At 72.1% G+C, this 24403-nt stretch carries 22 protein-coding genes; 8 read left to right on the top strand and 14 right to left on the bottom strand.

The genetic code is table 11. From position 1 onward, the window contains the following. Positions 1-38: 38 nt before the first annotated feature. Positions 39-686: a nucleoside/nucleotide kinase family protein gene (locus J2Z30_RS00835; protein ID WP_044577135.1), complete on the bottom strand. Its 648-nt coding sequence runs from the start codon at positions 684-686 to the stop codon at positions 39-41. A gap of 123 nt (positions 687-809) precedes the next feature. Here J2Z30_RS00835 and J2Z30_RS00840 point away from each other — a divergent pair, with 123 nt between their 5' ends. Further along, positions 810-1352 carry a DUF1697 domain-containing protein gene (locus tag J2Z30_RS00840; RefSeq protein ID WP_044577132.1) on the top strand — a complete coding sequence of 181 codons (543 nt, stop codon included), beginning with the start codon at positions 810-812 and terminating at the stop codon, positions 1350-1352. Between the two features lie 41 nt (positions 1353-1393). Here J2Z30_RS00840 and J2Z30_RS00845 read toward each other — a convergent pair whose 3' ends face one another. After that, a complete protein-coding gene (locus tag J2Z30_RS00845) occupies positions 1394-1864 on the bottom strand; it encodes a type II toxin-antitoxin system PemK/MazF family toxin (RefSeq protein ID WP_308279605.1) in 471 nt (156 codons plus the stop codon). 64 nt (positions 1865-1928) lie between these two features. Between J2Z30_RS00845 and J2Z30_RS00850 the strand changes: the two genes are divergently transcribed. Beyond that, positions 1929-3158 carry an FUSC family protein gene (locus J2Z30_RS00850; RefSeq protein ID WP_044577131.1) on the top strand — a complete coding sequence of 410 codons (1230 nt, stop codon included), beginning with the start codon at positions 1929-1931 and terminating at the stop codon, positions 3156-3158. Positions 3159-3171: 13 nt separating this feature from the next. On the opposite strand, the gene J2Z30_RS00855 is transcribed toward J2Z30_RS00850, so the two are convergent. After that, positions 3172-4380: an ADP-ribosylglycohydrolase family protein gene (locus J2Z30_RS00855; RefSeq protein WP_044577129.1), complete on the bottom strand. Its 1209-nt coding sequence runs from the start codon at positions 4378-4380 to the stop codon at positions 3172-3174. A gap of 144 nt (positions 4381-4524) precedes the next feature. Here J2Z30_RS00855 and J2Z30_RS00860 point away from each other — a divergent pair, with 144 nt between their 5' ends. Continuing rightward, positions 4525-4830 carry a DUF6343 family protein gene (locus J2Z30_RS00860; protein ID WP_044577128.1) on the top strand — a complete coding sequence of 102 codons (306 nt, stop codon included), beginning with the start codon at positions 4525-4527 and terminating at the stop codon, positions 4828-4830. A 227-nt stretch (positions 4831-5057) separates the two neighbouring features. Continuing rightward, positions 5058-5264: a hypothetical protein gene (locus J2Z30_RS00865; RefSeq protein WP_044577126.1), complete on the top strand. Its 207-nt coding sequence runs from the start codon at positions 5058-5060 to the stop codon at positions 5262-5264. A gap of 91 nt (positions 5265-5355) precedes the next feature. Here the strand turns inward: J2Z30_RS00865 and J2Z30_RS00870 are convergent, their stop codons facing one another. The 3 genes from J2Z30_RS00870 to J2Z30_RS00880 all read right to left on the bottom strand — a co-directional run bounded on the left by J2Z30_RS00870 (position 5356) and on the right by J2Z30_RS00880 (position 7600). After that, positions 5356-5736, bottom strand: coding sequence for a tetratricopeptide repeat protein (locus tag J2Z30_RS00870; RefSeq protein WP_044577125.1), 381 nt, complete (start codon positions 5734-5736; stop codon positions 5356-5358). 272 nt (positions 5737-6008) lie between these two features. Further along, positions 6009-6617, bottom strand: coding sequence for a dephospho-CoA kinase (gene coaE, locus J2Z30_RS00875; protein WP_044577123.1), 609 nt, complete (start codon positions 6615-6617; stop codon positions 6009-6011). 38 nt (positions 6618-6655) lie between these two features. Then, entirely contained in the window at positions 6656-7600 is a 945-nt protein-coding gene (locus J2Z30_RS00880; RefSeq protein ID WP_044577120.1) for a PAC2 family protein, read from the bottom strand. 312 nt (positions 7601-7912) lie between these two features. Here J2Z30_RS00880 and J2Z30_RS00885 point away from each other — a divergent pair, with 312 nt between their 5' ends. Continuing rightward, positions 7913-8371 (top strand): right-handed parallel beta-helix repeat-containing protein, encoded by a 459-nt coding sequence (locus J2Z30_RS00885; protein WP_044577119.1) that lies wholly within the window; start codon positions 7913-7915, stop codon positions 8369-8371. 76 nt (positions 8372-8447) lie between these two features. On the opposite strand, the gene rpsA is transcribed toward J2Z30_RS00885, so the two are convergent. Next, positions 8448-9953, bottom strand: a complete 1506-nt coding sequence (gene rpsA / locus J2Z30_RS00890) for a 30S ribosomal protein S1 (protein WP_044577117.1) — start codon at positions 9951-9953, stop codon at positions 8448-8450. A 366-nt stretch (positions 9954-10319) separates the two neighbouring features. On the opposite strand from rpsA, the gene J2Z30_RS00895 reads away from it, so the two are divergent. Together J2Z30_RS00895 and hrpB are read left to right on the top strand one after the other, a co-directional pair. Beyond that, positions 10320-11264: a class I SAM-dependent methyltransferase gene (locus tag J2Z30_RS00895; RefSeq protein WP_044577115.1), complete on the top strand. Its 945-nt coding sequence runs from the start codon at positions 10320-10322 to the stop codon at positions 11262-11264. Positions 11265-11298: 34 nt separating this feature from the next. After that, positions 11299-13956 carry an ATP-dependent helicase HrpB gene (gene hrpB, locus J2Z30_RS00900; protein ID WP_044577113.1) on the top strand — a complete coding sequence of 886 codons (2658 nt, stop codon included), beginning with the start codon at positions 11299-11301 and terminating at the stop codon, positions 13954-13956. Positions 13957-14453: 497 nt separating this feature from the next. Here the strand turns inward: hrpB and J2Z30_RS00905 are convergent, their stop codons facing one another. From J2Z30_RS00905 to polA, 7 genes are all read right to left on the bottom strand, one after another. Continuing rightward, positions 14454-14804, bottom strand: coding sequence for a hypothetical protein (locus J2Z30_RS00905; protein ID WP_308279607.1), 351 nt, complete (start codon positions 14802-14804; stop codon positions 14454-14456). Between the two features lie 23 nt (positions 14805-14827). Further along, positions 14828-15046, bottom strand: coding sequence for a hypothetical protein (locus J2Z30_RS00910; RefSeq protein WP_020872172.1), 219 nt, complete (start codon positions 15044-15046; stop codon positions 14828-14830). A gap of 182 nt (positions 15047-15228) precedes the next feature. Further along, positions 15229-15849 carry a hypothetical protein gene (locus J2Z30_RS00915; protein WP_245387423.1) on the bottom strand — a complete coding sequence of 207 codons (621 nt, stop codon included), beginning with the start codon at positions 15847-15849 and terminating at the stop codon, positions 15229-15231. Between the two features lie 2 nt (positions 15850-15851). Further along, a complete protein-coding gene (pgfA, locus tag J2Z30_RS00920) occupies positions 15852-16853 on the bottom strand; it encodes a cell envelope lipid trafficking protein PgfA (protein ID WP_044577107.1) in 1002 nt (333 codons plus the stop codon). A gap of 16 nt (positions 16854-16869) precedes the next feature. Then, entirely contained in the window at positions 16870-17004 is a 135-nt protein-coding gene (locus J2Z30_RS00925) for an SPW_0924 family protein (RefSeq protein WP_020872169.1), read from the bottom strand. Positions 17005-17175: 171 nt separating this feature from the next. Continuing rightward, positions 17176-18936 (bottom strand): lytic transglycosylase domain-containing protein, encoded by a 1761-nt coding sequence (locus J2Z30_RS00930; protein ID WP_044577105.1) that lies wholly within the window; start codon positions 18934-18936, stop codon positions 17176-17178. Between the two features lie 113 nt (positions 18937-19049). Beyond that, positions 19050-21788 carry a DNA polymerase I gene (gene polA, locus J2Z30_RS00935; RefSeq protein ID WP_044577102.1) on the bottom strand — a complete coding sequence of 913 codons (2739 nt, stop codon included), beginning with the start codon at positions 21786-21788 and terminating at the stop codon, positions 19050-19052. Positions 21789-22055: 267 nt separating this feature from the next. On the opposite strand from polA, the gene J2Z30_RS00940 reads away from it, so the two are divergent. After that, a complete protein-coding gene (locus J2Z30_RS00940) occupies positions 22056-24338 on the top strand; it encodes an FdhF/YdeP family oxidoreductase (RefSeq protein ID WP_044577100.1) in 2283 nt (760 codons plus the stop codon). The last annotated feature ends 65 nt before the right edge of the window (positions 24339-24403 follow it).

The raw sequence follows: 24403 nt of genomic DNA on the forward strand, positions 1-24403 counted from the left end.
GACACGACCCCCTGCGCACCGCCTCGAAACGTACCCGGCTACGGCTCCGGGCGGTGCCAGGCCGGATGCCGGGGGTCGTCCATCCGCACCACCACATCCGCCGCCTCACCGGGCCCCACCTCGTCCTCGTAGCGCGCGAAGGCGGGCAGGGTCCAGCGGTCGCCCTCGTCGGTGCGGCGGGCGAGGGCGGCCGGGGACAGCCGCAGATGCACCGAGAGGTCGAACGGGAACCAGTGCCCCAGCAGCAGCGCGCCGTGCAGCAACAGCACCCCGCCCGGCGCAAGTTCGGCGTACGGGCTGCGCGTGGCCCGGTCGGTCTCCGGATCCCACAGGTCGGGCAGTACCCGCCCGGTGCCGCCCGGCTCCGGTTCCAGTGGATCGAAGACCTCGCGCCACAGGGCGCCGGTGTCCAGCCAGCGGTCGTAGTACGCGTCCGGGTCCCGCTTCCCGTACTCGTAGCGCAGCGAGGCGGGCCGCCAGAACCCCGCCGCCGCGACCACCAGGGCCGGTCGGCCGAGGACGCGCAGCGCCTCGGCCAGATCCCGCGCCAGCTCGCCGGTGGGCGCCGCCGGAGCCCCGTCGACGGCCACTCTCAGCCAGGGGCTGCCGTCCGCCGCCGTCAGCCCGGCGATGCGGTCGGCGGTCGCGTCGGTCAGCCGTTCCCAGGTGATCGCTTCGAGCCGCACGCCCCCATCATGCCGTGGGCCCGGGGGCGGTGGGCTCCAGGGGCCAGAGGCCAGGAGCCAGGAGCCAGGAGCCAGGAGCCAGGAGCCAGGAGCCAGGAGCTCCGAGAGAGGTACCCTCCGGCCATGGCATCTCAGATAGCGCTGCTCCGCGGCATCAATGTGGGCGGGAACAGGAAGTTCCCCATGGCCCGGCAGCGTGAGCTGATGGCCGAGCTGGGCTTCGAGGACGTCACCGTCCACCTGCAGACCGGCAATATCGTCTTCGCCGACCCCGGTACCCCACCCGAGCAGACGGCCCGTACCCTCGAGGACCGCTTCGCCGCCGGTCTCGGCTTTCCCGTGGACGTCATGGTCCGTACGCGCGAGGAGCTGGCCGCCGTGATCGAGGCCAACCCGTATCCGGAAGCCGTCGCCGAGCCGAAGACCCTGCATGTCGTCTTCCTGGCGGACGTGCCCGCGGACTCGTCCGCGCTGGACGCGCTGGATCCGGCCGCCTACGCCCCGGACGCGTTCCGCCTCGTCGGCCGCGAGATCTTCCTGCACTGCCCGGACGGGGTCGGCCGCTCCAAGCTGGCGGCGAAGGTCACCAACGCCCGGCTCGGGGTGCCGGCCACCGCCCGCAACTGGAACACGGTCACCAAGCTGCTGGCCCTGGCCGACGGCTGAGACGTTTCCTCGGCATCGGCCGGAGACGCGCCGAGCCGCGCTCAGCTCCAGCCGTACCGCTGCCGCAGCCGCATCACGACCAGGTCGAAGCGCGGCCGGTCGAGCGCGCACGCCTCGCGCCGCATCCCGTCCGGGTGCACCCGCAGCACCCGGTCCACATCGACCCATGACTCCCGCCCGGCGCGGTCCCACGGCCCGGCGCCGATCGGCACCCACTCGCGGTCGCCGTCGTGCCGCTTGCTCGACAGCTGCACGGCGAGCAGCGTCCCGGCCCGCTCCCGCGCGACCACCAGCACCGGCCGGTCCTTGCCACGGCCGTCGTTCTCCTCGTACGGCACCCATGTCCAGACGATCTCGCCGGGGTCCGGGTCCCCGTCCGGATCGGGTGCGTAACTCGTCCGTACCCGCCCGACCTGGCGCGGATGAGCCTCGACGGTGGCGGCCGGGCCGGTGCTTCCGGGAAGCGCCGCGCCGTCCCCCGTCCCCTGCGTTCCGTTGAATGGGCTGATCACGCCCGACACGTTAACCCGTCCGCGAGACCCGATGACATGGCGGCCCCCTCGGCGTGGAAGAGGCATGTACGTGCCCGATGTTCTCGACCCACTGGCGGAGCTCGTCAAACGACGCCATGACCCGGTCGTCGTCCAGACCATGCGCTCCACGGCGGCCGCGACCATCGCCTACGTCGTCGCCCTCGAGCTCAGCAAGGAACCCGCCCCCCTCACCGCGCCCCTGACCGCCCTCCTCGTCGTCCAGGTCACCCTCTACGCGACCCTCACCAGAAGCCTCCGCAGGGTCGAGGCGGTGATCGTGGGCGTCCTGATCGCCATCGCCTTCAGCGTGCTGGTGGGGCTGACCTGGTGGAGCCTGTGCCTGATCATCCTCGCCGCCCAGACCGCCGGCTATCTCACGCGCGTGGGCGACTGGGTCCAGGAGGTGGCGATCAGCGCCATGCTGGTCCTGGGCGTGACGCAGGTGACCACCTACGCCTGGGACCGGGTGCTGGAGACCCTCATCGGGGCCGGTGTCGGGATGGGCTTCAACTTCTTCCTCGCGCCTCCGGTGTGGGTCGAGACGGCCGGCAAGTCCATCGAGGACCTGGCCCGCCGGATGCGTCAGCTGCTGCTGCACATCGGCGAGGAGCTGGGCAGTCAGATCGCCGTCGACCGCGCCGCCGCCCGGCTCTACGAGGCCCGCCGCCTCGACCACGACATCTCCCAGGTCGACGCGGCCCTCCGGCAGGCGGAGGACAGTGTGCGGCTCAACCCCCGCGTCAAGGAAGGCCTCCTCTACCGCGTGGTGCTCCGCACCGGCCTGGACACGCTGGAGATCTGCACCGTCATCCTGCGCGTCATGTCCCGCACCCTGACCGACCTCGCCAGGGCGCGGACGGACGAACCCCTCTTCCCCCCGGACGTGGCCGATGCCCTGAAGGACCTCTTCGTCCATCTCGCCGCCGCCATCGAGAGCTTCGCCGTCCTGGTCACCACCCAGGTCAGCGCCAACGCCGAGGAGGCCGAATCCCGCCTCTCCAGCGAGCTCGTCAAGGCCCACGCCGGCCGCGACCGCGGCGCCGACCTCCTGCTGCGCCGCGTCCAGGAGCACCCCCGCCAGTGGCAGCTGCACGGTGCCCTGCTCGCGGAGATCGACCGCATTCTCGACGAACTCGACATGGAGCAGCGCTCCAAGCGGCTCATGGAAGAGCTCGACCGCAGCGCCCGCGAGAAGCGCGAGCGCTTCCCCTTCCTCCACAAGCTCCAGCGCCGGCTCCGGCGCGGCCGCACGGACGGCTCCGGAGCGGTCTGAGTCGCCGGGGCGGTCAGCTGAGCGGGTAGCGGTCGCGGGGGAAGACCACGTCGTCGTAGGGCTCGTACAGCTCCACCGAACGGTGGAACTCGGAGGCGAAGTCGTCGGCGAGTTCGGCGATCGTGCCGCGGCCCTCGGTCAGGGACAGCCAGGACGGCGGGAGGCGGAGGTCGCCGTGGTGGGCGCCGAGGATGTTGCCGCAGATCGAGCCCGTCGAGTCGCTGTCGCCCGAGTGGTTGACGGACAGCAGCAGGGCCGCCTGGACGGGGGTACGCGGGGGCGCCGGGTCGTAGCTGATCTTGCCGCCGGGGCCGTACAGGATCTGCTGGGCGGGGGTGCGGGCCAGGGCGCTGTAGACCGCGATGGCCAGGGCCTCCTCGGCGACCCAGCCACCGCCGAGCGATTCGGCCTTCTCGGGCGTCGGATCGCCCTCGGCCGCCAGGTCGACCGCCTTGCGGAGGGCGGCGGTGGTCTCCTCGTGGCCGGGGTAGCGGGCGAGGAGTTCCAGGGTGCGCAGGGTCGCGCCTTCGAGGGACTCTCCGTCGAGCAGGCAGGCGATCATGGCGGCCAGGGCACCGGCCGCGTAGTAGCCCGTCGGATGGCCATGGGTGATCTGGGCGCAGCGGGCGGCGAGTTCGAAGCAGTCGCGGGGGTCGAGCCCGGTGAGGCCGAACGGCGCCGAGCGCATCACGGTGCCGCAGCCCTTGGAGCCGGTGTTCACCGGGCCGGGGGTGCCGTCCAGGGGAGCGCGCGTGGCGGGCACGTGCTTCGCGGTGAGGCCGGAGAGGCAGGCGTTGCCGGGGGCGCGGCGGGCGTACAGCCAGGGCTGGGTGCGCAGCCAGCCGGAGCGGACCAGGTCCCCGGTGCCCTCGGCGGGCGGCGGCCCGGGGTGGTTCTGGGTGTCCAGCCAGCGCAGATAGGCATGGCGGACGACGGCAGTCTCGGACCCTTCGAGGCCCTTGGAGGAGGTTCTGGCGTGGGCCCGTATCAGGCCCTCGGCCGTGAAGAGCGTCATCTGGGTGTCATCGGTGACCCGGCCCACGACTCCGCTGCCGTCCGGGACGAGGGTGGTGACGCCCGCGGTGCCATGGGTCTCGCGGATCGACCGCAGGGACAGGAACTCGATGGGGTTGCCGAGGGCGTCGCCGATCGCACCGCCCAGCAGGCAGCCGCGGATGCGGGCCCGCTTGGCGGCTGTTTCGTCCCATGACTGGCGGATCACTGGCAGCTCCTCATCGTCCTGGTCCCATGCCGTCCCGTATGGATGCACACGACATGATCTCAGGTGTCGGTGGGCGTCCCCGGGCGGTAGATTCGAGAGGGCGGAAAACATAAGGAAGCAGCCGAAAACGGGAGATACGGTGCCATGCCGATGCGGCTGATCCGAACGGGCGATGAGCCGATCCACGCGCGCAGTCCGCTGCGGATGCGGCTGGGGCTGGCCACGTGGGGGCTGCTGTGGACACTCGGCGGCGCGGTGGCCTTCGCGGTCGTGGGCCGACCGGGGTGGGCGGCGGCCTGCGGAGCGCTCGCCGTCGTCACGCTGATCGACCTCGTCCTGGTCATCCGGCATATCCGGCAGGGGCCGCACTATCAGCCAGGCCGGGATGTGCCGCCGTACGCACCGATCGCCGAGCGCAGGCGCAGCCGCGGGCGGCGAAGGGCTCCGTAAGGGCGGCGGCGAGCTCCGTAAGGGCGTCACCGCTGAAGCGTGGGCGCCGTGTGAGGCGTCACCGCTGAAGCGTGGGCGCCGTGAGGCATCGGCGTCCCGGAGCGCGTGGACGCCGTAAGGCGGGTACGCGGCTCCGGCGGTGACGGGATATCGACGGCGGGGAGCACCGCGTTCCGGGGGATACTGCCCAGTACCAGCTGAGTACCTGCCGCGACAGGGGGGCCGTCATGGGGGTGCTGGCGATCGGCATCGCGCTCTGTGCGCTCGGGCTGATGCTCTCCGGGACCGGAGAGCCGTACGGGCGGCGGGAGGCGCGGCGGGGACCGGAGGCCGACCCGTACGACTTCGCCCGTCAGCGCGGAGTGGCGCTCGGGCTCGGCGGGGTGGTGCTGCTGGGCGCGGTGGTCCTCGGCGGCTTCGCCCTCTGGCGCTGACCGGGGGCACGGACGCCCGCCGCCCGCCCACCGGCGCGTACGGCCGCACCCGGGCCCCGGCGAGCGCCTGGGGGCTCAGCCCGCGCCCCGCCTATCCGTCCCGGCCGCCCTTCTCGCCGAACCGGGCCGCCTCCACGAAGTCCGGGCGCGGATCGAGCGCCGCGGCCAGCCGGAAGTGGCGGGTGGCCTCGGCCGGGCGGTTGGCCCGCTCCAGGGTGCGGGCCAGGGCGAAGTGGGCGAAGGCGTTGTCCGGCTCGCGCTCCAGGACGAGCTGGAACTCCAGCTCCGCCGAGCGCAGCTGGGCCGCGCCGAAGAACGCGCGCGCCCGGAGCAGCCGGGCCGCCGTGTTCTCGGGGTGGGCGCTGATGACCGAGTCGAGCAGCTTGACGGCGCCCCGTGGATCTCGGGCGGCGAGCAGGTGCTCGGCGGCGCGGAAGTCGATGACGTGGGTCTCGGGCGTGGGCTCGGGCACAGCCGTTTCCTTCCCCGGGTACGTACTCGGTGGTGAGGCGGTGGATGGAGTGAGGGGATGGGATGAACCGTCACGGATGATCGTTCGCTACGGGGTGCACAACAACCACCCCGCACGCCGCATTCCCCGCCACGGGCCGCCGCACGCTCCGCCAGCCGCACGCTCCGCCACGGGCCGCCGCACGCTCCGCAGCGCGCCCCGGCTCGGCCCCGGCCGTTCCGCGCGCCCCGCCCCGGCTCAACCCCGGACGCTCCGCGCGCTCCGCGCCCCGCTCAGCCCTCCGTGGCCGCCGCCCGCCGCACCAGATCCGCCCAGACCTTTCCGACCTGCGGCTCCAGCGCCTCGATCGGGCCATCGTTGTCGATCACGACATCGGCGATCGCCAGCCGTTCCGCGCGGGTGGCCTGTGCCGCCATCCGGGCCCGCGCCTCGTCCTCGGCCATGCCGCGCAGCCGCACCAGCCGGTCCAGCTGGGTCTCGGGCGTGGCATCCACGACCATGACCAGGTCGTAGAGCGGCGCCAGCTTGTTCTCGGCCAGAAGGGGGACGTCATGGACGACGACGGCGTCGGGCGCGGCCGCCGACTGGAGTTCGGCGGAGCGGTCCCGGACCAGCGGGTGGATGATCGCGTTCAGCGCGCTCAGCCGCTGCAGGTCGTTGAAGACGATCCCACCGAGCCTGGGCCGGTCCAGACGGCCGTCGGCGGTCAGCACCTCGGGGCCGAACTCGGCGACCACGGCGGCCAGTCCCGGCGTGCCCGGCTCGACCACCTCGCGAGCGATCCGATCCGAGTCGATCAGCACCGCTCCCAATGAGGTCAGGATCCGTGAGACCTCGCTCTTGCCCGCGCCGATTCCGCCCGTGAGCCCCAGGTTCAGCATGGGGCCCACGCTATACGGCGCGCCGGTGGGGTCATCGGTCAGGCTCCGCCGTCGCCCTCGCGCTCGGCGAGGAACCGTTCGAACTCCGCGCCCAGTTCATCCGCCGAGGGCAGCTCGGCCGGCTCCGCGACCAGATTGCCGCGGCTCTCGGCCCCGGCCACCGCGTCGTACTGGTGCTCGAGGCCCCGTACGAGCGCGACCAGTTCCTCGTCGCCCTCCGAGATCTGCCGCTCGATCTCCTCCTGCGTCCTCAGGGCCTCGTTGCGCAGGGCGTGCGTCGGCCCCGGCAGCACCAGACCGGTGGCCGCCGTGATGGCCTCCAGCGCGGTGAGCGCCGCGTCCGGATAGGCCGACCGGGCCAGATAGTGCGGCACATGCACGGCCACGCCGAGCACATCGCGGCCCGCCTCGGCGAGCCGGTACTCGATCAGGGATTCGGCGCTGCCGGGCACTTGGGCCTCGTCGAAATAGCCCCGGTGACCGGGCATCAGGTCGGTGCGATTGCCGTGCGGGGTGATGCCGACCGGCCGGGTGTGCGGCACGCCCATCGGGATGCCGTGGAAGTTCACCGCGAGCCTGACGCCCAGCCGCTCGACCATCTGGTCCACGGCCGCGGCGAACCGCTCCCACTCCACATCCGGCTCCGGGCCGGTGAGCAGCAGGAACGGGGCCGCGGTCGCGTCGCGCACCAGATGCAGCTCGATTTTCGGGGTCTCGTACGCCGTCCACCGGTCGCGCTGGAAGGTCAGCAGGGGCCGACGGGCCCGGTAGTCGACCAGCCGGTCATGGTCGAAACGCGCGACCACCTTGCGCGGCAGACCGTCGAGCAGCCGCTCCACGATCTGGTCCCCGGTCTCGCCGGCGTCGATATAGCCGTCGAAGTGGTACAGCAGCACCAGCCCGGCCGAGTCCCGCGAGGCTATCGCGTCGACCTCCGCCAGCCCGCTCGGTTCCCATGCGTACAACTCCTGCGGATCATGCACTGTGACCGCTCCTCCTCGTGTTCGCATCGAAGAACACCGAACGGGGGCGGGGGCATTCCCCGGGCGGGACCTTCGATGGCCGAGCGGCCCTGAACCCGGTCTCCGAGGCGCCCACTTGGGCGACGTCTCCAACGGCCCACCGGGGCGAACGGGAGCGGCCCGATCTCGACGTCGGCGCACGTCGCGGGGTTGACGCGCATATGCGGCACGCCTATCTTCGCCAGCCGTCAGCGGTTCATCATGTCATCCGGCGTTCACTGTCCCGAACCCAGCGTGTTCACCTCTGGCCACGGCACAGGAAGGCAGCCTCCTATGCACTCCCCCGGCCGCACACCCACCCGATTACGCGCTCTCCTCACCGCCGTCGCCACCGGACTGATCGCCACCGGCGGGCTGATGGCGGCGGGCATGACCGGGCGGGAGGCCCCCGCCGCCACCGCCGTCCCGATCTCCGTCGATGACGCGGACGGGCTCAGGGAAGCCCTTGCCGGGGCCCGGCCCGGCGATACGATCCGGCTCGCCGACGGCAGGTACCACGGCAGCTTCGAGATCACCGCCTCCGGCACCTCCGGCTCGCGGATCACCCTCACCGGCTCCCCGAAGGCGGTCCTCACCGCGAGCGGCGGCTATGGGCTGCGGCTGAACGGCGCCTCGTACTGGACCGTCACGGGGATCACGGTCCACGGCGGCAAGGAGGGCATCAGGATCGACGGTTCCCGGGGCGTGACCGTGGACTCCGTTTCGGTCAGTGTGCGCCATGGGCATGCGTAAGGCCCGCTCCCCAGGGGGAGCGGGCCTTACCTGCTCAGCCTTACCTGCTCAGCTGGTGCCGACTAGCGGCGGCTGGTCAGCTCTGGCCACCGGCCAGCTTCTCGCGAAGCGCGGCCAGCGCCTCGTCCGAGGCCAGGGCGCCGGAGTTGTCGGCCGACTCCGAGGAGTACGAACCGCCACCACCGGCCGCCTGCCCGCCCGGCGCCGGGGCAGCGCTGCCCGCCTCGGCAGCGGCCTGCTCGTCGGCCTCGCGGGACTTGATGACCTGCGCCTGGTGCTGCTCGAAGCGCTGCTGCGCCTCGGCGTACTGGGTCTCCCACGCCTCGCGCTGGGTCTCGAAGCCCTCGAGCCAGTCGTTGGTCTCGGGGTCGAAGCCCTCGGGGTAGATGTAGTTGCCCTGGTCGTCGTAGGACGCGGCCATGCCGTACAGGGTCGGGTCGAACTCGACCACGGACGGGTCGGCACCGAACGCCTCGTTGGCCTGCTTCAGCGAGAGGCTGATGCGGCGGCGCTCGAGGTCGATGTCGATGACCTTGACGAAGATCTCGTCGTTGACCTGGACGACCTGCTCCGGGATCTCCACGTGGCGCTCGGCCAGCTCGGAGATGTGGACCAGACCCTCGATGCCCTCGTCCACGCGGACGAACGCACCGAACGGCACGAGCTTGGTGACCTTACCCGGGACGACCTGACCGATCTGGTGGGTCCGGGCGAACTGCTGCCACGGGTCCTCCTGGGTCGCCTTGAGCGACAGGGAGACGCGCTCGCGGTCCATGTCGACGTCCAGGACCTCGACCGTGACCTCCTGGCCGACCTCGACGACCTCGGAGGGGTGGTCGATGTGCTTCCAGGACAGCTCCGAGACGTGGACAAGACCGTCGACGCCGCCCAGGTCCACGAACGCACCGAAGTTGACGATGGAGGAGACGACGCCGGAGCGCACCTGGCCCTTCTGGAGGGTGGTGAGGAAGGTCTGGCGGACCTCGCTCTGGGTCTGCTCCAGCCAGGCGCGGCGGGACAGGACCACGTTGTTGCGGTTCTTGTCGAGCTCGATGATCTTCGCCTCGAGCTCCTTGCCCACGTAGGGCTGCAGGTCGCGGACGCGGCGCATCTCCACCAGGGAGGCGGGGAGGAAGCCACGGAGGCCGATGTCGAGGATGAGACCACCCTTGACGACCTCGATGACGGTACCGGTGACGATCCCGTCTTCTTCCTTGATCTTCTCGATGGTGCCCCAGGCGCGCTCGTACTGAGCGCGCTTCTTCGAGAGGATCAGTCGGCCTTCCTTGTCCTCCTTCTGGAGAACGAGGGCCTCGATCTCGTCGCCGACGGCGACGACCTCGTTGGGGTCGACGTCGTGCTTGATCGACAGTTCGCGAGAGGGGATGACGCCTTCGGTCTTATAACCAATGTCGAGCAGGACCTCGTCCCGGTCGACCTTCACGATGACGCCGTCGACGATGTCGCCGTCGTTGAAGTACTTGATCGTCTCGTCGATCGCGGCGAGGAAGGCTTCCTCGGAACCGATGTCGTTGACCGCCACCTGCGGGGTGGTGCGGGTTGCCTCGGTGCTGCTCGTCATGTGGAAAAGGGCTCCGGTACGGACATGAAGTCGTAGGTACTGCTACGCCGGGACCCTTATCACACTGCCGAAGCCGGACGACCTTGGAGACGCCGAATCTTTCCGATTTCAGAGATCGAAAAGCGCGAGCGCCTCGACAACCGAGGGGACATACAACAGATGCGAGTGCGGCCTGCTCCGTCCGAGGCGCACAGGCCCGCAGCGCAACTTGTAGCATACGGGGGCAGCCGGGCATGGTCAATGCACGAAGAGCACACGTGGGGAATAACGCCCCGAACCCGGCAAATTGCATGGTCCGTACTGCGACGCGGTTCTCACCGTGCCCCGCAGCCACAGGTCGATACAGAGAGTACGACGACGCGCACGATGGTCCAAGAACACGAGCCCAGCACCCCTGGGGAGGCCGCCGAGCCGACGGCCACCCGCCGGACCGCCGACACGGCGGAGAGCAGCCGGGCCAGCCGGGGGTGGTGGGACCGCAACGCGGACGAGTACCAGGAGGAGCACGGCGCCTTCCTGGGCGACGACCGGTTCATATGGGGCCCGGAGGGGCTGGACGAGGCGGAGGCCGGGCTGCTGGGCCCGGTGGAGGCACTCAAGGGGCGCGATGTGCTGGAGGTGGGCGCGGGCGCCGCGCAGTGCGCCCGCTGGCTGGCCGCGCGGGGGGCGCGGCCGGTGGCGCTGGACCTCTCGCTTCGGCAGCTGCGGCACGCGCGGCGGATCGACACGGAGGCGGCGGCCTCAGAGGCCACCGGGACCTCCGGGACCTCCCGGGCCTCCCGGGCCTCCGGGACCTCCCGGGCCTCCCGGGCCTCCGGGGCCTCCCGGGTCGGCGACGCGGCCGGGGTCGCGCTGGTGCAGGCCGACGCCACCGCCCTGCCCTTCCGGGACGGCTCGTTCGACCTGGCGTGCTCGGCGTACGGGGCGGTGCCGTTCGTGGCCGAGCCGGTGCTGGTGATGCGCGAGGTGCGCCGGGTGCTGCGGCCGGGCGGGCGGTGGGTCTTCTCGGTTACGCATCCGATCCGCTGGGCGTTCCCCGACGAACCGGGGCCCGAGGGGCTGTCCATCGCCGCCTCCTACTTCGACCGCACGCCCTATGTGGAGCAGGACGAGTCGGGCCAGGCCCTCTATGTGGAGCACCACCGGACGCTGGGCGACCGGGTGCGGGACGTGGTGGCCGGGGGTTTTCGGCTGGTCGACCTGATCGAACCGGAGTGGCCCGCGTGGAACCACCAGGAGTGGGGCGGCTGGTCCCCCCTGCGAGGGAACCTCATCCCGGGCACGGCGATCTTCGTGTGCGAGCGGGACTGAGCGGGATCGAGGCAGAGGGGCGGAGGGGTTGACCATGCCTGCGGACGTGCGCGCCGAGGCCCTGGACCGCCTTCCCGTACGCGAAGCCGTGCCCGAGCTGCTGCGCGCGCTCGACGACCGCGGGGTCGCCGTGCTGTGCGCGCCTCCGGGGACCGGTAAGACGACGCTGGTGCCGCTGGTGCTCGCCGGGCTGGTGGGCGGCGGGCCGGTGCGGCGGGTGCTGGTGGCCGAGCCTCGGCGGATCGCGGCGCGGGCCGCCGCGCGGCGGATGGCGTGGCTGCTGGGCGAGCGGCCGGGCGGCAGGGTCGGCTTCACCGTGCGCGGCGAGCGGCAGGCCGGGCCCGGGACCGTGGTCGAGGTGGTCACGACCGGGGTGCTGTTGCAGCGACTGCAACGCGATCAGGAGCTGGCCGGCGTCGATGTGGTCGTGCTCGACGAATGTCATGAGCGCCATCTGGACGCGGACACGGCCGCCGCCTTCCTGCTGGACGTCCGGGCCGCCCTGCGCCCCGATCTGCGGCTGATCGCCGCGTCCGCGACCACGGACGCGGCGGGCTGGGCGCGGCTGCTCGGCGGCGGCGAGGACGGCGGCGACGGCGGGCCCGCCGGGCAAGTCGGCACCGGCGGGAATGGCGGGGCGGACGGCGGGACGGACGGCGGGGCGGACGGCGGGGAGGGCCCTGGGGAGCCCGCGCCGGTCGTCTCGGCGCCGGGGGTCTCCCATCCGGTGGAGGTGGTGTGGGCGCCGCCCGAGCGCCCGGCGAGGCCGCCGCACGGGATGCGGGTGGACCCCGCCCTGCTGGACCATGTCTCGGCCGTGGTGCGGCGGGCGCTGCGCGAGCGGGAGGGCGATGTGCTGTGCTTCCTGCCTGGGGTCGGGGAGATCGCCCGGGTGGCCGGGAAGCTGGGCGGGCTCGCCGACGTGGAGGTCCTGCAGGTGCACGGGCGGGCGCCCGCCGCCGTCCAGGAGGCGGTGCTCGCGGGCGCGGACGGCGGGCGACGGCGGGTGGTGCTGGCCACCTCGGTCGCCGAGTCGAGCCTGACCGTGCCGGGCGTGCGGATCGTCGTCGACTGCGGGCTGGCACGAGAGCCCCGGATGGACCACGCACGCGGGCTGAGCGCGCTGACGACCGTAAGGGCGTCACGGGCCGCCGCCCGGCAGCGCGCGGGCCGTGCGGGGCGCGAGGCGCCCGGGGTGGTCTACCGCTGCTGGCCGGAGGCGGAGGACGCCCGGCTGCCACGTTTCCCGTCCCCGGAGATCGCCGGTGCGGACCTTACGGCCTTCGCCCTGCAGACGGCGTGCTGGGGCGATCCGGACGCCTCGGGGCTGGCCCTGCTCGATCCGCCGCCCGCCGGGGCGATGGCGGCCGCACGCGAGACGCTCACCGCGATCGGCGCCGTGGACGCCGCAGGGCGGGCCACCGAACGTGGCACCCGGATGGCCCGCCTCGGCCTCCACCCCCGCCTGGCGCGGGCGCTCATCGACGGCGCGAAGGAGGTCGGCGCGCGCCGGGCGGCCGAGGTGGTGGCCCTGCTGAGCGAGGAGCCCCCGAGGGAGTACGGCGACGACCTCGCGGCCGCCTGGCGCACCGCCCGCCACGGCGGCGACCCCTACGCCGCCCGCTGGCGCCAGGAGGCCCGGCGGCTCGAACACGCCCTGACCGCCGCGGGGACCTCGGGTACGGACGGCGGGCGGGGCGGTGCCGGTCCGGGGCGCGGCGATGACGCCGTGGCGGGGCTGATGGCCGCGCTGGCGTTCCCGGAGCGGGTGGCCCGGCGGCGCGGCGAGCGGGCGTACCTCATGGCCGCCGGGACGGGCGCGGAGCTGGGCGACGGCTCGCGGCTGGGCGGGGCGCCATGGCTCGCGGTGGCCGTGGCGGACCGGCCGGTGGCCTCCGCGTCGGCGCGGGTGCGGCTCGCGGCGGTGACCGACGAGGACACCGCCCGGTCGGCGGCCGCGGCGCTGGCCTCGGAGGGCGAGGAGGTGCGCTGGGCCGACGGGGACGTCCTGGCGCGCCGGGTGGCCCGGCTCGGCTCGATCGAGCTGGTGTCCCGGCCGCTGGCCGACCCCGATCCGGAACTGGTGCGGCAGGCGCTGCTGGGCGGGCTGCGCCGCGAGGGCACGGGGCTGCTGCGCTGGTCGGCCCAGGCCGCGGCGGTCCGGCAGCGGATGGGCTTCCTCCACCGGGAGCTGGGCGGGGCCTGGCCGGACGTCTCCGACGAGGCGCTGCTGGACCGCGCGGACGACTGGCTCGGGACGGAGCTGGCGCGGGCCCGCGGGCGCGCCGATCTGGGACGGGTGGACGCCGGGCAGGCGCTGGCCCGGCTGATGCCGTGGGCCACGGGCGAGGCCGCGCGGTTCGAGGAGCTGGCGCCGGAGCGGATCGAGGTGCCGAGCGGCTCGCGGGTGCGGGTGGACTACGGCGCGGACCGGCCCGTACTGGCGGCCAAGCTGCAGGAGCTGTTCGGCTGGCAGGAGGCCCCCCGGATCGCGGGCGGCCGGGTGCCGCTGCTGATCCACCTGCTGTCCCCGGCGGGACGCCCGGCCGCGGTCACCGCCGATCTGGCGTCCTTCTGGAAGGACGGCTACCGCTCGGTCCGCGCCGAACTGCGCGGCCGATACCCCAAGCACCCCTGGCCCGAGGACCCGACCACGGCCGAGCCGACCCGCCGCACCAACACCCGCCGCTGAGCGATGCGGCCGAGAGGCCGCACGACCGCCGGCGCTCAGTGAGCAGCGGAGCGCGGTGGGCCACGCGGCGCAGCGGGACGACGGGACGCCGTAGGACGCGCGGCGCTGGAACGCGCGGCCAAGCGGGCGCGCCGTACAGGGACGCACGGCGCAGTGGGACAGCGGGAGACCGGGCCACGGGGGCCTGTGAGCCGCGGGGGGGGAGTTGGTCGAGCGGCGCAGTGGGCCGCGTGGCGCAGTAGGCCGGGGCCGCCGCAGGCCGCGGGCGGAGGCAGGCCGCAGGCGCGGCGAGCCGTGGGGCGCAGGCAGAGACGAGCCGCAGTCGCGGTGAACCGCAGGCCGCAGGCAGGGGCAGGCCGCAGGCGCGGCGAACCGCACGCCGCAGGCAGAGACAGACCACAGACACGGCAAACCGCACGCCGCAGGCAAAGGCGAGCCGTGGGGGACGCAGAAGAAGATCCGGGGCCCAGGGAGCCGCGCAGCGCGGCTGTCGGGGGTCAGTCGGCCCAGGCGCGTAGGCGGCGGGCGGTTTCGCCGAGGCGGAAGCCGCTGCTCTCCCGTATGTCGCGGACCAGTTTGACCATGGCGCCCGGCGGGGGCGCGATCGGCTCTCCGGACTCCTCCATGTACATCTGCGCGCAGGCCGCGCCGATCGTGGCGTTGTAGTCGGAGAACGGCTCGAGGATCAGTGAGGTGTGCAGAAAGGTCGCGGCGCGGGCGGCGGCCTCCTCGTAGTAGGGCTCGCCCGCGAACCGCTCGTAGCGGTGGCGCTCGGTCATGCAGTGCAGCGCACCCCAGTCCCGGACCGGGGTGTTCACCGGGGAGACCTCGACCTGGACGTTCAGCACCCAACCGGCATCGACGTACAGGATCACCGCATGCCGTGCGGGAACTCCCGCTCGAACTCGGCCTTGTAGGCCAGGGCGAACTTCACGGCGCCCTCGACGAAGCGCTGCTTCTGACGCCTCCGCACCACGTCCTCGGTCAGTATGTCGTGCGCCAGCCGCTTGATCGCGACGCCTTTCTCCCTCGCCTCGGCACGCAGCTCGGCCAGTTCCTGCTCGGTGAACTCAATCGTGATGCCAGGCATGGGCGGCATGCTAGCCACGCCCTCACCCTGATCACTACCGGCTTGGCCACCACGAGCGAATCGCGAGGACGGAAGTTGACGCGACGGCCGCGCCGCTCAGCGCTCCAGGCCCGCTCAGTGCTCCAGCCCGCTCAGCGCTCCGGCCCGCTCAGCACTCGCGCCCGCTCAGCACTCGCGCCCGCTCAGCACTCCAGCCTCAGGGCGAACTGCTCCCCCGTCGGGAACGCCTCGTCCACGGGGTGCGGCCCGACCCATATGAGCGCCTGTTCGAAGGTCATGTACGAGCCGTTGTCGACGCACTGGCCGACCACCACCGCATTGCCGCCACAGCGCCATGCCGCGTAGTTCCACGGGTGGTCGCCCTTCTCGTCCCGCACCACGGTTTCCGGCTCGCCGAGGCGCTCGCCGAAGGCGTCCACGGCGGCGCGCCACCGGCCGTCGAAGCCGGAGCGGTCGGCCTCGCGGTCGAAGACCCAGCCGGGGTCGCCGGAGTGGTACCCGGCGAGCCAGTCGACATTGCCGCCGAGCCCGTCGGCCTGCAACTCCGCGTCGAAGTCGTCCGGTTCGTAGTAGTAACAGAACGGGATCATGCATTCGGTGTCCGCGTCGTCGGGCCCGCCGAACCACTCCGGGAGCACATAGTGCCCGGTGTTGGTGGCGTACGAGGACGTGCGGGAGCCGTCGGGCACCCAGCCGAAGCGCTTCGCGGCGGCCGCCGTGGCGCCCTGGGTCCATTCCAGGCGCGCCAAGTCGGCGATGTGGCCGATGAGTTCGGGGCCGGGGACGCAGCTGTTCACGGGCATGGTCATACGCTACGGCCCGCCACTGACAACGGGGTCGGCGCCGCCGGGGCGGACGGCGGCCGCGCGGCGCGCCCGCGCGCCTCCAGCAACAGCGCGAGTGCGAGCAGGGCCAGCCCGAGGATCAGGAAGCCCCATGGCAGATAGGCCGTGAGCAGCAGGACCAGCTGGCGCTGGGACTTGACCATGTCCACCGTGTGCCGGATGTAGTCCTCGCGCATCTTCACATGGCCGGAGAAGACGGTGACCCGGTCGCGGTCGCCCAGCAGCGTGCCGCCGCGCAGCTCCTCCTTGTGGATCTCCTGCCCGTTGACCGGGGCACCGGTCGTGGGCTCGACCCAGAACATCCGCTTGGTGCTGTACCAGCGCGAGGTGCCGGCCTTGCGGACGGTCTCGGGGGTGACGCCGTCGACCGGCATGGTCTTGGGCAGCGGCACCTTGGTCCAGGGGATGGTCTGCTCGAAGTAGTAGACCTCCAGGCCGCGGAAGTTCCGGGTGCCCTTGTAGTGGATGGGGGCGGAGGTGCGGGTCTGGGCGTCGAAGTAGCGGTAGTCGCGCTTCTCGGTGAGGAACGGCCACTTGTACTCGATGCCGTCGCGGCGCACCGCGTCCCCGTCGACATGTTCGCCGCCCGCGTGCACCGGGTCCTGGGAGTGGGCGTCGAAGACATAGCGCTCGGGGATCTTGGAGACCATCTTGCCGTCGGGCCCGGCCACATAGGACAGGGTGTCCCAGACGACGACATCGCGCCCGGTCGCCTTCCCGACCTTCTTCGCGGCGGGCACATTGCCGCGCAGCGTCTGCACGATGCTGACCTTGGGAACGGTGCGGGGCTGCATCGTGCCGTAGTCGAGCAGCGTGGCCGGGCCGGCCTCCATCACCGCCGTCTGGTACTCGCTGGGCGGGATCTTGGCCAGCCTGGGATAGGCGTACCAGCGCAGCAGCGGCGCGAGGGCGGCGAAGAAGACGGCGAAGGCCAGCAGCACCAGGCTTGCTCTGCGGCGCATGGCGGATGTCCCTCCCTCAGGGGTGCTTGGGGACGGTGGTGAGCAGGGGTTCCGGGGAGGTCTCACCACTGGGGGCGCCGATGGCCGTCACCGTGAGAACGATGGCGAGGGCGGCGGCGAGTCCGATCGCGGCGGCGACGAGGGCACGCATACGGGGCCTCCTCGTGGTCGGTACGAGGCGCTGCCTGACGCTTCGTCAGGGATGGGGCACCGTAGCAACGGGGGGCGCAGATGAGAACACGCAGGCGTGAACGCGTCACACCGCCCCTGGGCCCGGTGGGGGCTCAGGGGCGGTGCGGTGAACCGTATGAGGAGCGCTTGGCTACGCGGCGGGGGCCTGGGTGACCGTCAGCTCGATGTCCAGGACGGCGCCGCCCTCGGCGGTGAGGCGGAGCAGGAAGGTGCCCGCCTGATCATCGGTGAGGATCTCCGGCAGCGTGAGCCGGCCGAGGCCGTTGGTCTTCAGGGCCGCCAGGGTGCGCACCGGCTTGCCCTTGTCGTCCAGGAAGTAGGGCCCCTTGTCGTTGGGCTTGGGGTCCTTCGCCGAGGTGATCATGGTGGCGGTCACCGGGACATCCGCCATGATCTTGCCCTTGTTGGTGGCCTTGACGGTGAGCGCGTCGGCGAAGGAGGCGCCGGTCCGGGCCGTGAGCTTCTTGTCGCCGATCCGGGCCAGCGCGTCGGCCTGCGGCACGGTCCGGGCCTTGACGGTGGCGGTGAACTCGACCGGGGCGGCCTCGCGCCCCACGGCGGTGGCGCGCACGGTGAAGGTGCCGGTCTTCTCGCCCGCGAGCAGCTTCGGCGCGATGGCGGTGCCATCGGCGGCGGTCAGCACGGTGGCGGACTTGACCAGGCCGAGGAAGCGCGTGTCGGTGTCGCCGAGGATCTCGTACCGCACCCGGGCACTGGCCACCGGCTTGCCCGCGGTGTTCACGGCCTTGACGCGCGGCGACCGGTCGAACTCGGTGCCCGCGGTGGTGGACAGCTCCTTCGCGCCGACGGTGGTGAGCTTGCTGGTGCCGCTCGGGGTGGACGGCGGGGTGGTGGGGGGCTTCGGGGTCGGGGTTCCGGTGCCGGGGGTGCCCTCGTTCCCGTCGGCCGGCGGGGTCGGGGTGGTGGTGTCGGGCTCGTCGTCGGGCTTGGGCAGGGTGTGGGCGTCGTTCTCCTGGCCCTTCCCGGGGCCCTTGCCGCCGCCCTTCCCCGGCTTCTTGCCCGGGTCCTTGCCCTTGTCGCCCGAGCCGGAGTCGTTCCCCGAGGGGATCCCACCGGTGCCGTCGGGGACCTCATGGGTGCCGCGCTTGTAGTACTCGAACCACGACAGGACGGTGTTCAGGTATTCCCGCGAGTGGTTGTAGCCGAGGATCGCGCGGTCCAGGTCGGCCTTGACCGACAGATCGCGGCCGTTCGCGCAGAGGTAGCCGCCCGCGGCGAGGGCCGCGTCATAGACGTTGTTGGGGTCCTTCTCGCCGTCACCATTGCCGTCCCGGCCCCAGCTGGCCCAGGTGGACGGGATGAACTGCATGGGGCCGACCGCCCGGTCATGCCTACTGTCGCCGTCGTAGGCACCGCCGTCGGTGTCCTTGATCAGGGCGAAGCCGTCGCCGTTGAGGACCGGGCCGAGGATGGGCGAGACGGTGGTGCCGTCGGCGCCCACATTGCCCCCGCCGGCCTGGCCGGACTCGACCTTGCCGATCGCGGCGAGCAGCTCCCAGGGCAGATTGCAGCCGGGGTTGGACTCCCTCAGCGTCGCTTCCGCCTTCTTGTAGGCGGCGAGGACGCTCGCGGGTATGCCCGCCTCGGGCTTGGTGCTGCTGCCCCCGGGGAGTCCGGGCAGATCGATCGAGGAGCCCGGCTTGTCGGGCGTGACCAGAGGTGGCAGATCGGTGTGGTACGAGGAACCACCGTCGATGGGGGTGTCGTCCGGCGCCGGTGCCTCCCCCGCCCGCTGCTCCCGGTTCCGGTCGCCATGGTCGGAATTGGCGAATCCCGGCGCCTGGGACGCGGTGAGGGCGGCCATCGCGGCCGCCGCCACCGCCGTCGTGGCCGCCCCCTTGCGCATTCGTCGGCCAATAAGCGGTGCCATCCGTGTGTCCCTCCCGTCGAACACGATGCGCTCCCCCGGCGCGTCAACTCTGGTGACACTACGACAACTTATGGCCCGCAGCTACCGGTGCAAACACCCCATCGGGCGAACTCTCAGTGAGCCGCGGACTCCCAGTCCGCACCGGATCCCACCGATACGTCCAGCGGAGCGCTCAGCTTGAAGGCGCCCGTCATCTCCCGGCGCACCAGCTCCTCGACCCGCTCCCGCTCACCGGGGGCGATCTCCAGCACGATTTCGTCGTGGACCTGCAACAGCATCCGCGACGAGAGTTTCTCCTTCGTCAACGCCGCGTCCACCTTGAGCATCGCGATCTTCACGATGTCGGCGGCGGTGCCCTGGATCGGGGCGTTGAGCGCCATCCGCTCGGCCATCTCGCGGCGCTGGCGGTTGTCGCTGGTGAGGTCCGGCAGATAGCGGCGGCGGCCGAGCATGGTCTCCGTATAGCCGGTGGCGCGCGCCTCCTCGACGACCCGCTGGAGATAGTCGCGCACCCCGCCGAACCGCTCGAAGAAGTTCTCCATCAGCTTGCGGGCCTCGTCGGGGGTGATGCCCAGCTGCTGGGAGAGGCCGAACGCCGAGAGGCCGTACGCCAGCCCGTAGGACATGGCCTTGATCTTGCGGCGCATCTCCGGGTCGACCGCCGACTTGTCGACGGAGAAGACCTGGGAGGCGACCGTGGTGTGCAGGTCCTCACCGGAGGTGAACGCCTCGATCAGGCCCTCGTCCTCGGAGAGATGGGCCATGACGCGCAGCTCGATCTGGCTGTAGTCGGCGGTCATCAGCGACTCGAAGCCGTCGCCGACGACGAAGCCGCGCCGGATCGCCCGGCCCTCGTCCGTGCGCACCGGGATGTTCTGCAGATTGGGGTCGGTGGAGGAGAGCCGGCCGGTGGCCGCCACGGTCTGGTTGAAGGTGGTGTGGATGCGGCCGCCGGGGGCGATGGTCTTGATCAGGCCCTCGACGGTGGAGCGCAGCCGCGCCTGCTCACGGTGGCGCAGCATGATCACCGGGAGCTCGTGGTCAGTCTGCGCGGCCAGCCAGGCCAGCGCGTCGGCGTCCGTGGTGTACCCGGTCTTGGTCTTCTTGGTCTTGGGCAGGCCCAGCTCGCCGAAGAGCACCTCCTGGAGCTGCTTGGGCGAGCCGAGGTTGAACTCATGGCCCACCGCGGCGTGGGCCTCCTTCACGGCGTGCTGCACGGCGGCCGCGAACTGCTGCTCCATGCGCTCCAGCCAGCCGCGGTCGGCGGCGATGCCCGACCGCTCCATCCGGGCCAGCAGCTCGGAGACGGGCAGCTCCATGTCGTGCAGCAGCCCGGCCGCGCCCACGTCCTTCAGCCGGCCGCCGAAGGCCTCGCCCAGGTCCAGGATGGTCCGCGCCTTGATCATCAGGGCGTCCCGCTCGGCCTCCTCATCGGCGCCGAAGGCCAGCTGTCCGCTGTCCGCGGCCACCGCCGGGGACAGCTCACGGCCCAGGTACTCCACCGACAGGGCGTCCAGCTCGAAGGAGCGGCGGCCGGGCTTGACCAGATAGGCGGCGAGGGCGGTGTCCATGCGCACGCCCGCGACGGACCAGCCGTGCTCGGCGAAGACCCGCATGATCCCCTTGGCGTTGTGCAGCACCTTGGGGCGGTCCGGGTCCGCGATCCACTCGGCGAACGCCCGCTCATCGGTCTCGTCCAGCTGCGAGGGGTCGAAGAAGGCGGCGGGGCCGGAGCCGGTGGCCAGCGCGACCTCGCTGACGCTGCCGCTGCCCAGCGCCCAGGTGTCGACGGTGGCCAGGCCCAGCGGGGCGTCGCGGTGGCTCTCCAGCCAGGGGGCGAGCTCACCCGCGCCCAGCGCCGCTCCGTCGACCGCGACACCCGGCTCGGCGGCCACGGGCTCGTCCGCCGCCGCGCCCGGGTCGACGGCCATGATCCGGTCGCGGAAGTTCTGGTGGCGGAACTCCAGCGCGTCCAGGATCACCCCGAGCGCCTCCCGGTCGTACGGGGCGCGCTCGAGCCCCTCGGGGCCGGCAGCGAGCTCCACGTCCCGCACCAGCTCGGTCAGCTGGCGGTTGAGCTTCACGGACTCCAGGTGGTCGCGGAGCTTCTCGCCGACCTTCCCCTTGACCTCCTCGACCCGCTCCACCAGCTCCTTGAAGGAGCCGAACTGATTGATCCACTTCGCCGCGGTCTTCTCGCCGACGCCCGGGATACCGGGGAGGTTGTCCGAGGGGTCGCCGCGCAGGGCCGCGAAGTCGGGGTACTGGCTCGGGGTGAGGCCGTACTTCTCCTGCACCTTCTCGGGGGTGAACCGGGTCAGCTCGGAGACGCCCTTGGTGGGGTAGAGCACCGTGACATGGTCGGTGACCAGCTGGAAGGAGTCCCGGTCGCCGGTGACGATCAGGACGTCGAAGCCCTGCTCCTCGGCCTGGGTGGCGAGGGTGGCGATCACATCGTCGGCCTCGAAGCCCTCCACCGCGAAGCGCGTGATCTTCATGGCGTCGAGCAGCTCGCCGATCAGCTCGACCTGGCCCTTGAACTCATCGGGGGACTTGGAGCGGTTCGCCTTGTACTCGGTGAACTGCTCGGAGCGCCAGGTCTTGCGCGAGACGTCGAACGCCACGGCGAGGTGCGTGGGCTGCTCATCACGGAGCGTGTTCGCCAGCATCGAGGTGAAGCCGTAGATCGCGTTGGTGGTCTGGCCGGTGGTCGTGTTGAAGTTCTCCGCCGGCAGCGCGAAGAACGCCCGGTATGCCAGGGAGTGCCCGTCCAGCAGGAGCAGGCGGGGACGGTCATCCCCCGTGCGGTCGGGCGCGGGCGCCGCGGTCTTCTTCGATGCTTTCTCTGCCACGCCCCCGATCCTGCCACGCCCCACCGACAATGCCTCCCGCCCCGGCCACCGGACCAGACCGGACCGGACCGGACCGGGCACAAGATCGCACCGGACCGCGCGCAGGATCGGAACGGTCCGCGCGGCCGGAACCGCCGTACCACCGGGCCGGGCCGGGCCACCGACAGCCGAACCGGGCCGCCGCCCCGGCTGTCGGTGGCCCGTGACAGGATCGGACCCATAGGTCTACACACAGGTCCCGCAACGCTCGAGCCCAAGGGGAGCGACATGGCAGCGAAGCCGCCCGCAGGCGATCCGATCCAGGACGCGCCCGAGGTCACACCCCCACAGCATGCCGCCGCCGGGCTGCCGGCCGTGGGGCATTCGCTGCGCATCGCGCAGCAGCAGATGGGCGTGCGCCGCACCGCGCTCACCCTGCTGCGCGTCAACCAGAAGGACGGCTTCGACTGCCCCGGCTGCGCCTGGCCCGAGCCGGACAAGCGCCACGCGGCCGAGTTCTGTGAGAACGGCGCGAAGGCCGTCGCCGAGGAGGCCACCCTCCGCCGGGTCACGCCCGACTTCTTCGCCGCCCACCCGGTGGCCGACCTCGCCACCCGCAGCGGCTACTGGCTCGGCCAGCAGGGCCGGCTGACCCAGCCCATGTACCTGCCCGAGGGCGCCGAGCGGTACGAGCCGGTGACCTGGGACCGGGCCTTCGACATCATCGCCGACGAGCTGACCGCGCTCGGCTCCCCCGACGAGGCGGTCTTCTACACCTCGGGCCGCACCAGCAACGAGGCGGCCTTCCTCTACCAGCTCTTCGCCCGCGAGTTCGGCACCAACAACCTGCCCGACTGCTCCAACATGTGCCATGAGTCCTCCGGCTCGGCGCTCACCGAGACCCTCGGCGTCGGCAAGGGCAGCGTGCTGCTGGAGGACCTCTACAAGGCCGACCTGATCGTCGTGGCCGGGCAGAACCCGGGCACCAACCACCCGCGCATGCTCTCCGCCCTGGAGAAGGCCAAGGCCAACGGCGCGAAGATCATCTCCATCAACCCGCTGCCCGAGGCCGGTCTCGAGCGGTTCAAGAACCCGCAGAACGCCCGCGGTATCGCGGGGGGCGGCACCGCGCTCACCGATCTCTTCCTGCAGATCCGGATCGGCGGCGACCAGGCCCTCTTCCGCCTCCTCAACAAGCTCATCCTGGAGACAGAGGGCGCCACCGACGAGGAGTTCATCCGCGAGCACACCCACGGCTTCGAGGAGTTCGCCGCCGCGGCCCGCGCCGCCGACTGGGACGAGACGCTGAGCGCCACCGGTCTCGACCGCGCCGACATCGACCGCGCGCTGCGCATGGTCCTCGACTCGAAGCGGACCATCGTGTGCTGGGCGATGGGCCTGACCCAGCACAAGCACTCGGTGCCCACCATCCGTGAGGTCGTCAACTTCCTGCTGCTGCGCGGCAACGTCGGCCGCCCCGGCGCCGGTGTCTGCCCGGTGCGCGGCCACAGCAATGTGCAGGGCGACCGCACCATGGGGATCTTCGAGCGGCCCGCCCCGGCCTTCCTGGACGCCCTGGAGCGCGAGTTCGGCTTCGCCCCGCCCCGCGAGCACGGCTTCGACGTCGTCCGGGCCATCCGCGCCCTGCGCGACGGCCAGGCCAAGGTCTTCTTCGCCATGGGCGGCAACTTCGTGGCGGCCTCCCCCGACACCGAGGTCACCGAGTCCGCGATGCGCACCGCGCGGCTGACCGTCCATGTCTCCACCAAGCTCAACCGCTCCCATGTGGTGACCGGCGCGCGGGCGCTGATCCTGCCCACCCTCGGCCGCACCGAGCGCGATGTCCAGGGCGGTGGCCCGCAGTTCGTCACCGTCGAGGACTCCATGGGCATGGTGCACGCCTCCCGCGGGCGTCTGGAGCCCGCGAGCTCCCATCTGCTCTCCGAGCCCGCCATCGTCTGCCGGCTGGCCCGCCGGGTGCTGGGCCCCGAGAGCCGCACCCCCTGGGAGGAGTTCGAGAAGGACTACGCGCGCGTCCGCGACCGCATCGCCGCCGTCATCCCCGGCTTCGAGGACTTCAACGACCGGGTGAGCGACCCCTCCGGTTTCGCCCTGCCGCACGCCCCGCGCGACAGCCGCAGCTTCCCCACTGCCACCGGTAAGGCCAACTTCACCGCGGCCCCCGTCGAGTACCCCGAGGCGCCCGAGGGCCGGCTGCTGCTGCAGACCCTGCGCTCCCACGACCAGTACAACACCACCATCTACGGCCTTGACGACCGCTACCGCGGCATCAAGAACGGCCGCCGGGTGGTGCTGGTGCACCCCGAGGACGCCCAGGAGCTCGGGCTGGCCGACGGCGCTTACGTCGACCTGGTCGGCGAGTGGAAGGACGGCACCGAGCGGCGTGCCCCCGGCTTCCGTGTGATCCACTACCCGACCGCGCGCGGCTGCGCCGCCTCGTACTACCCGGAGACCAACGTCCTGGTCCCGCTGGACGCCACCGCCGACACCAGCAACACCCCGGCGAGCAAGTCCGTGGTCGTCCGCCTGGAACAGACGACCCCGGCCTAAGCGTTTGCTCAGTTGCCTGGTAAGAAGGTGGCCACCACAAGCAAAGGTGGCCACCACAAGCAACC

It is taken from the genome of Streptomyces iranensis, assembly GCF_017874715.1.
GTDB lineage: Bacteria > Actinomycetota > Actinomycetes > Streptomycetales > Streptomycetaceae > Streptomyces > Streptomyces iranensis.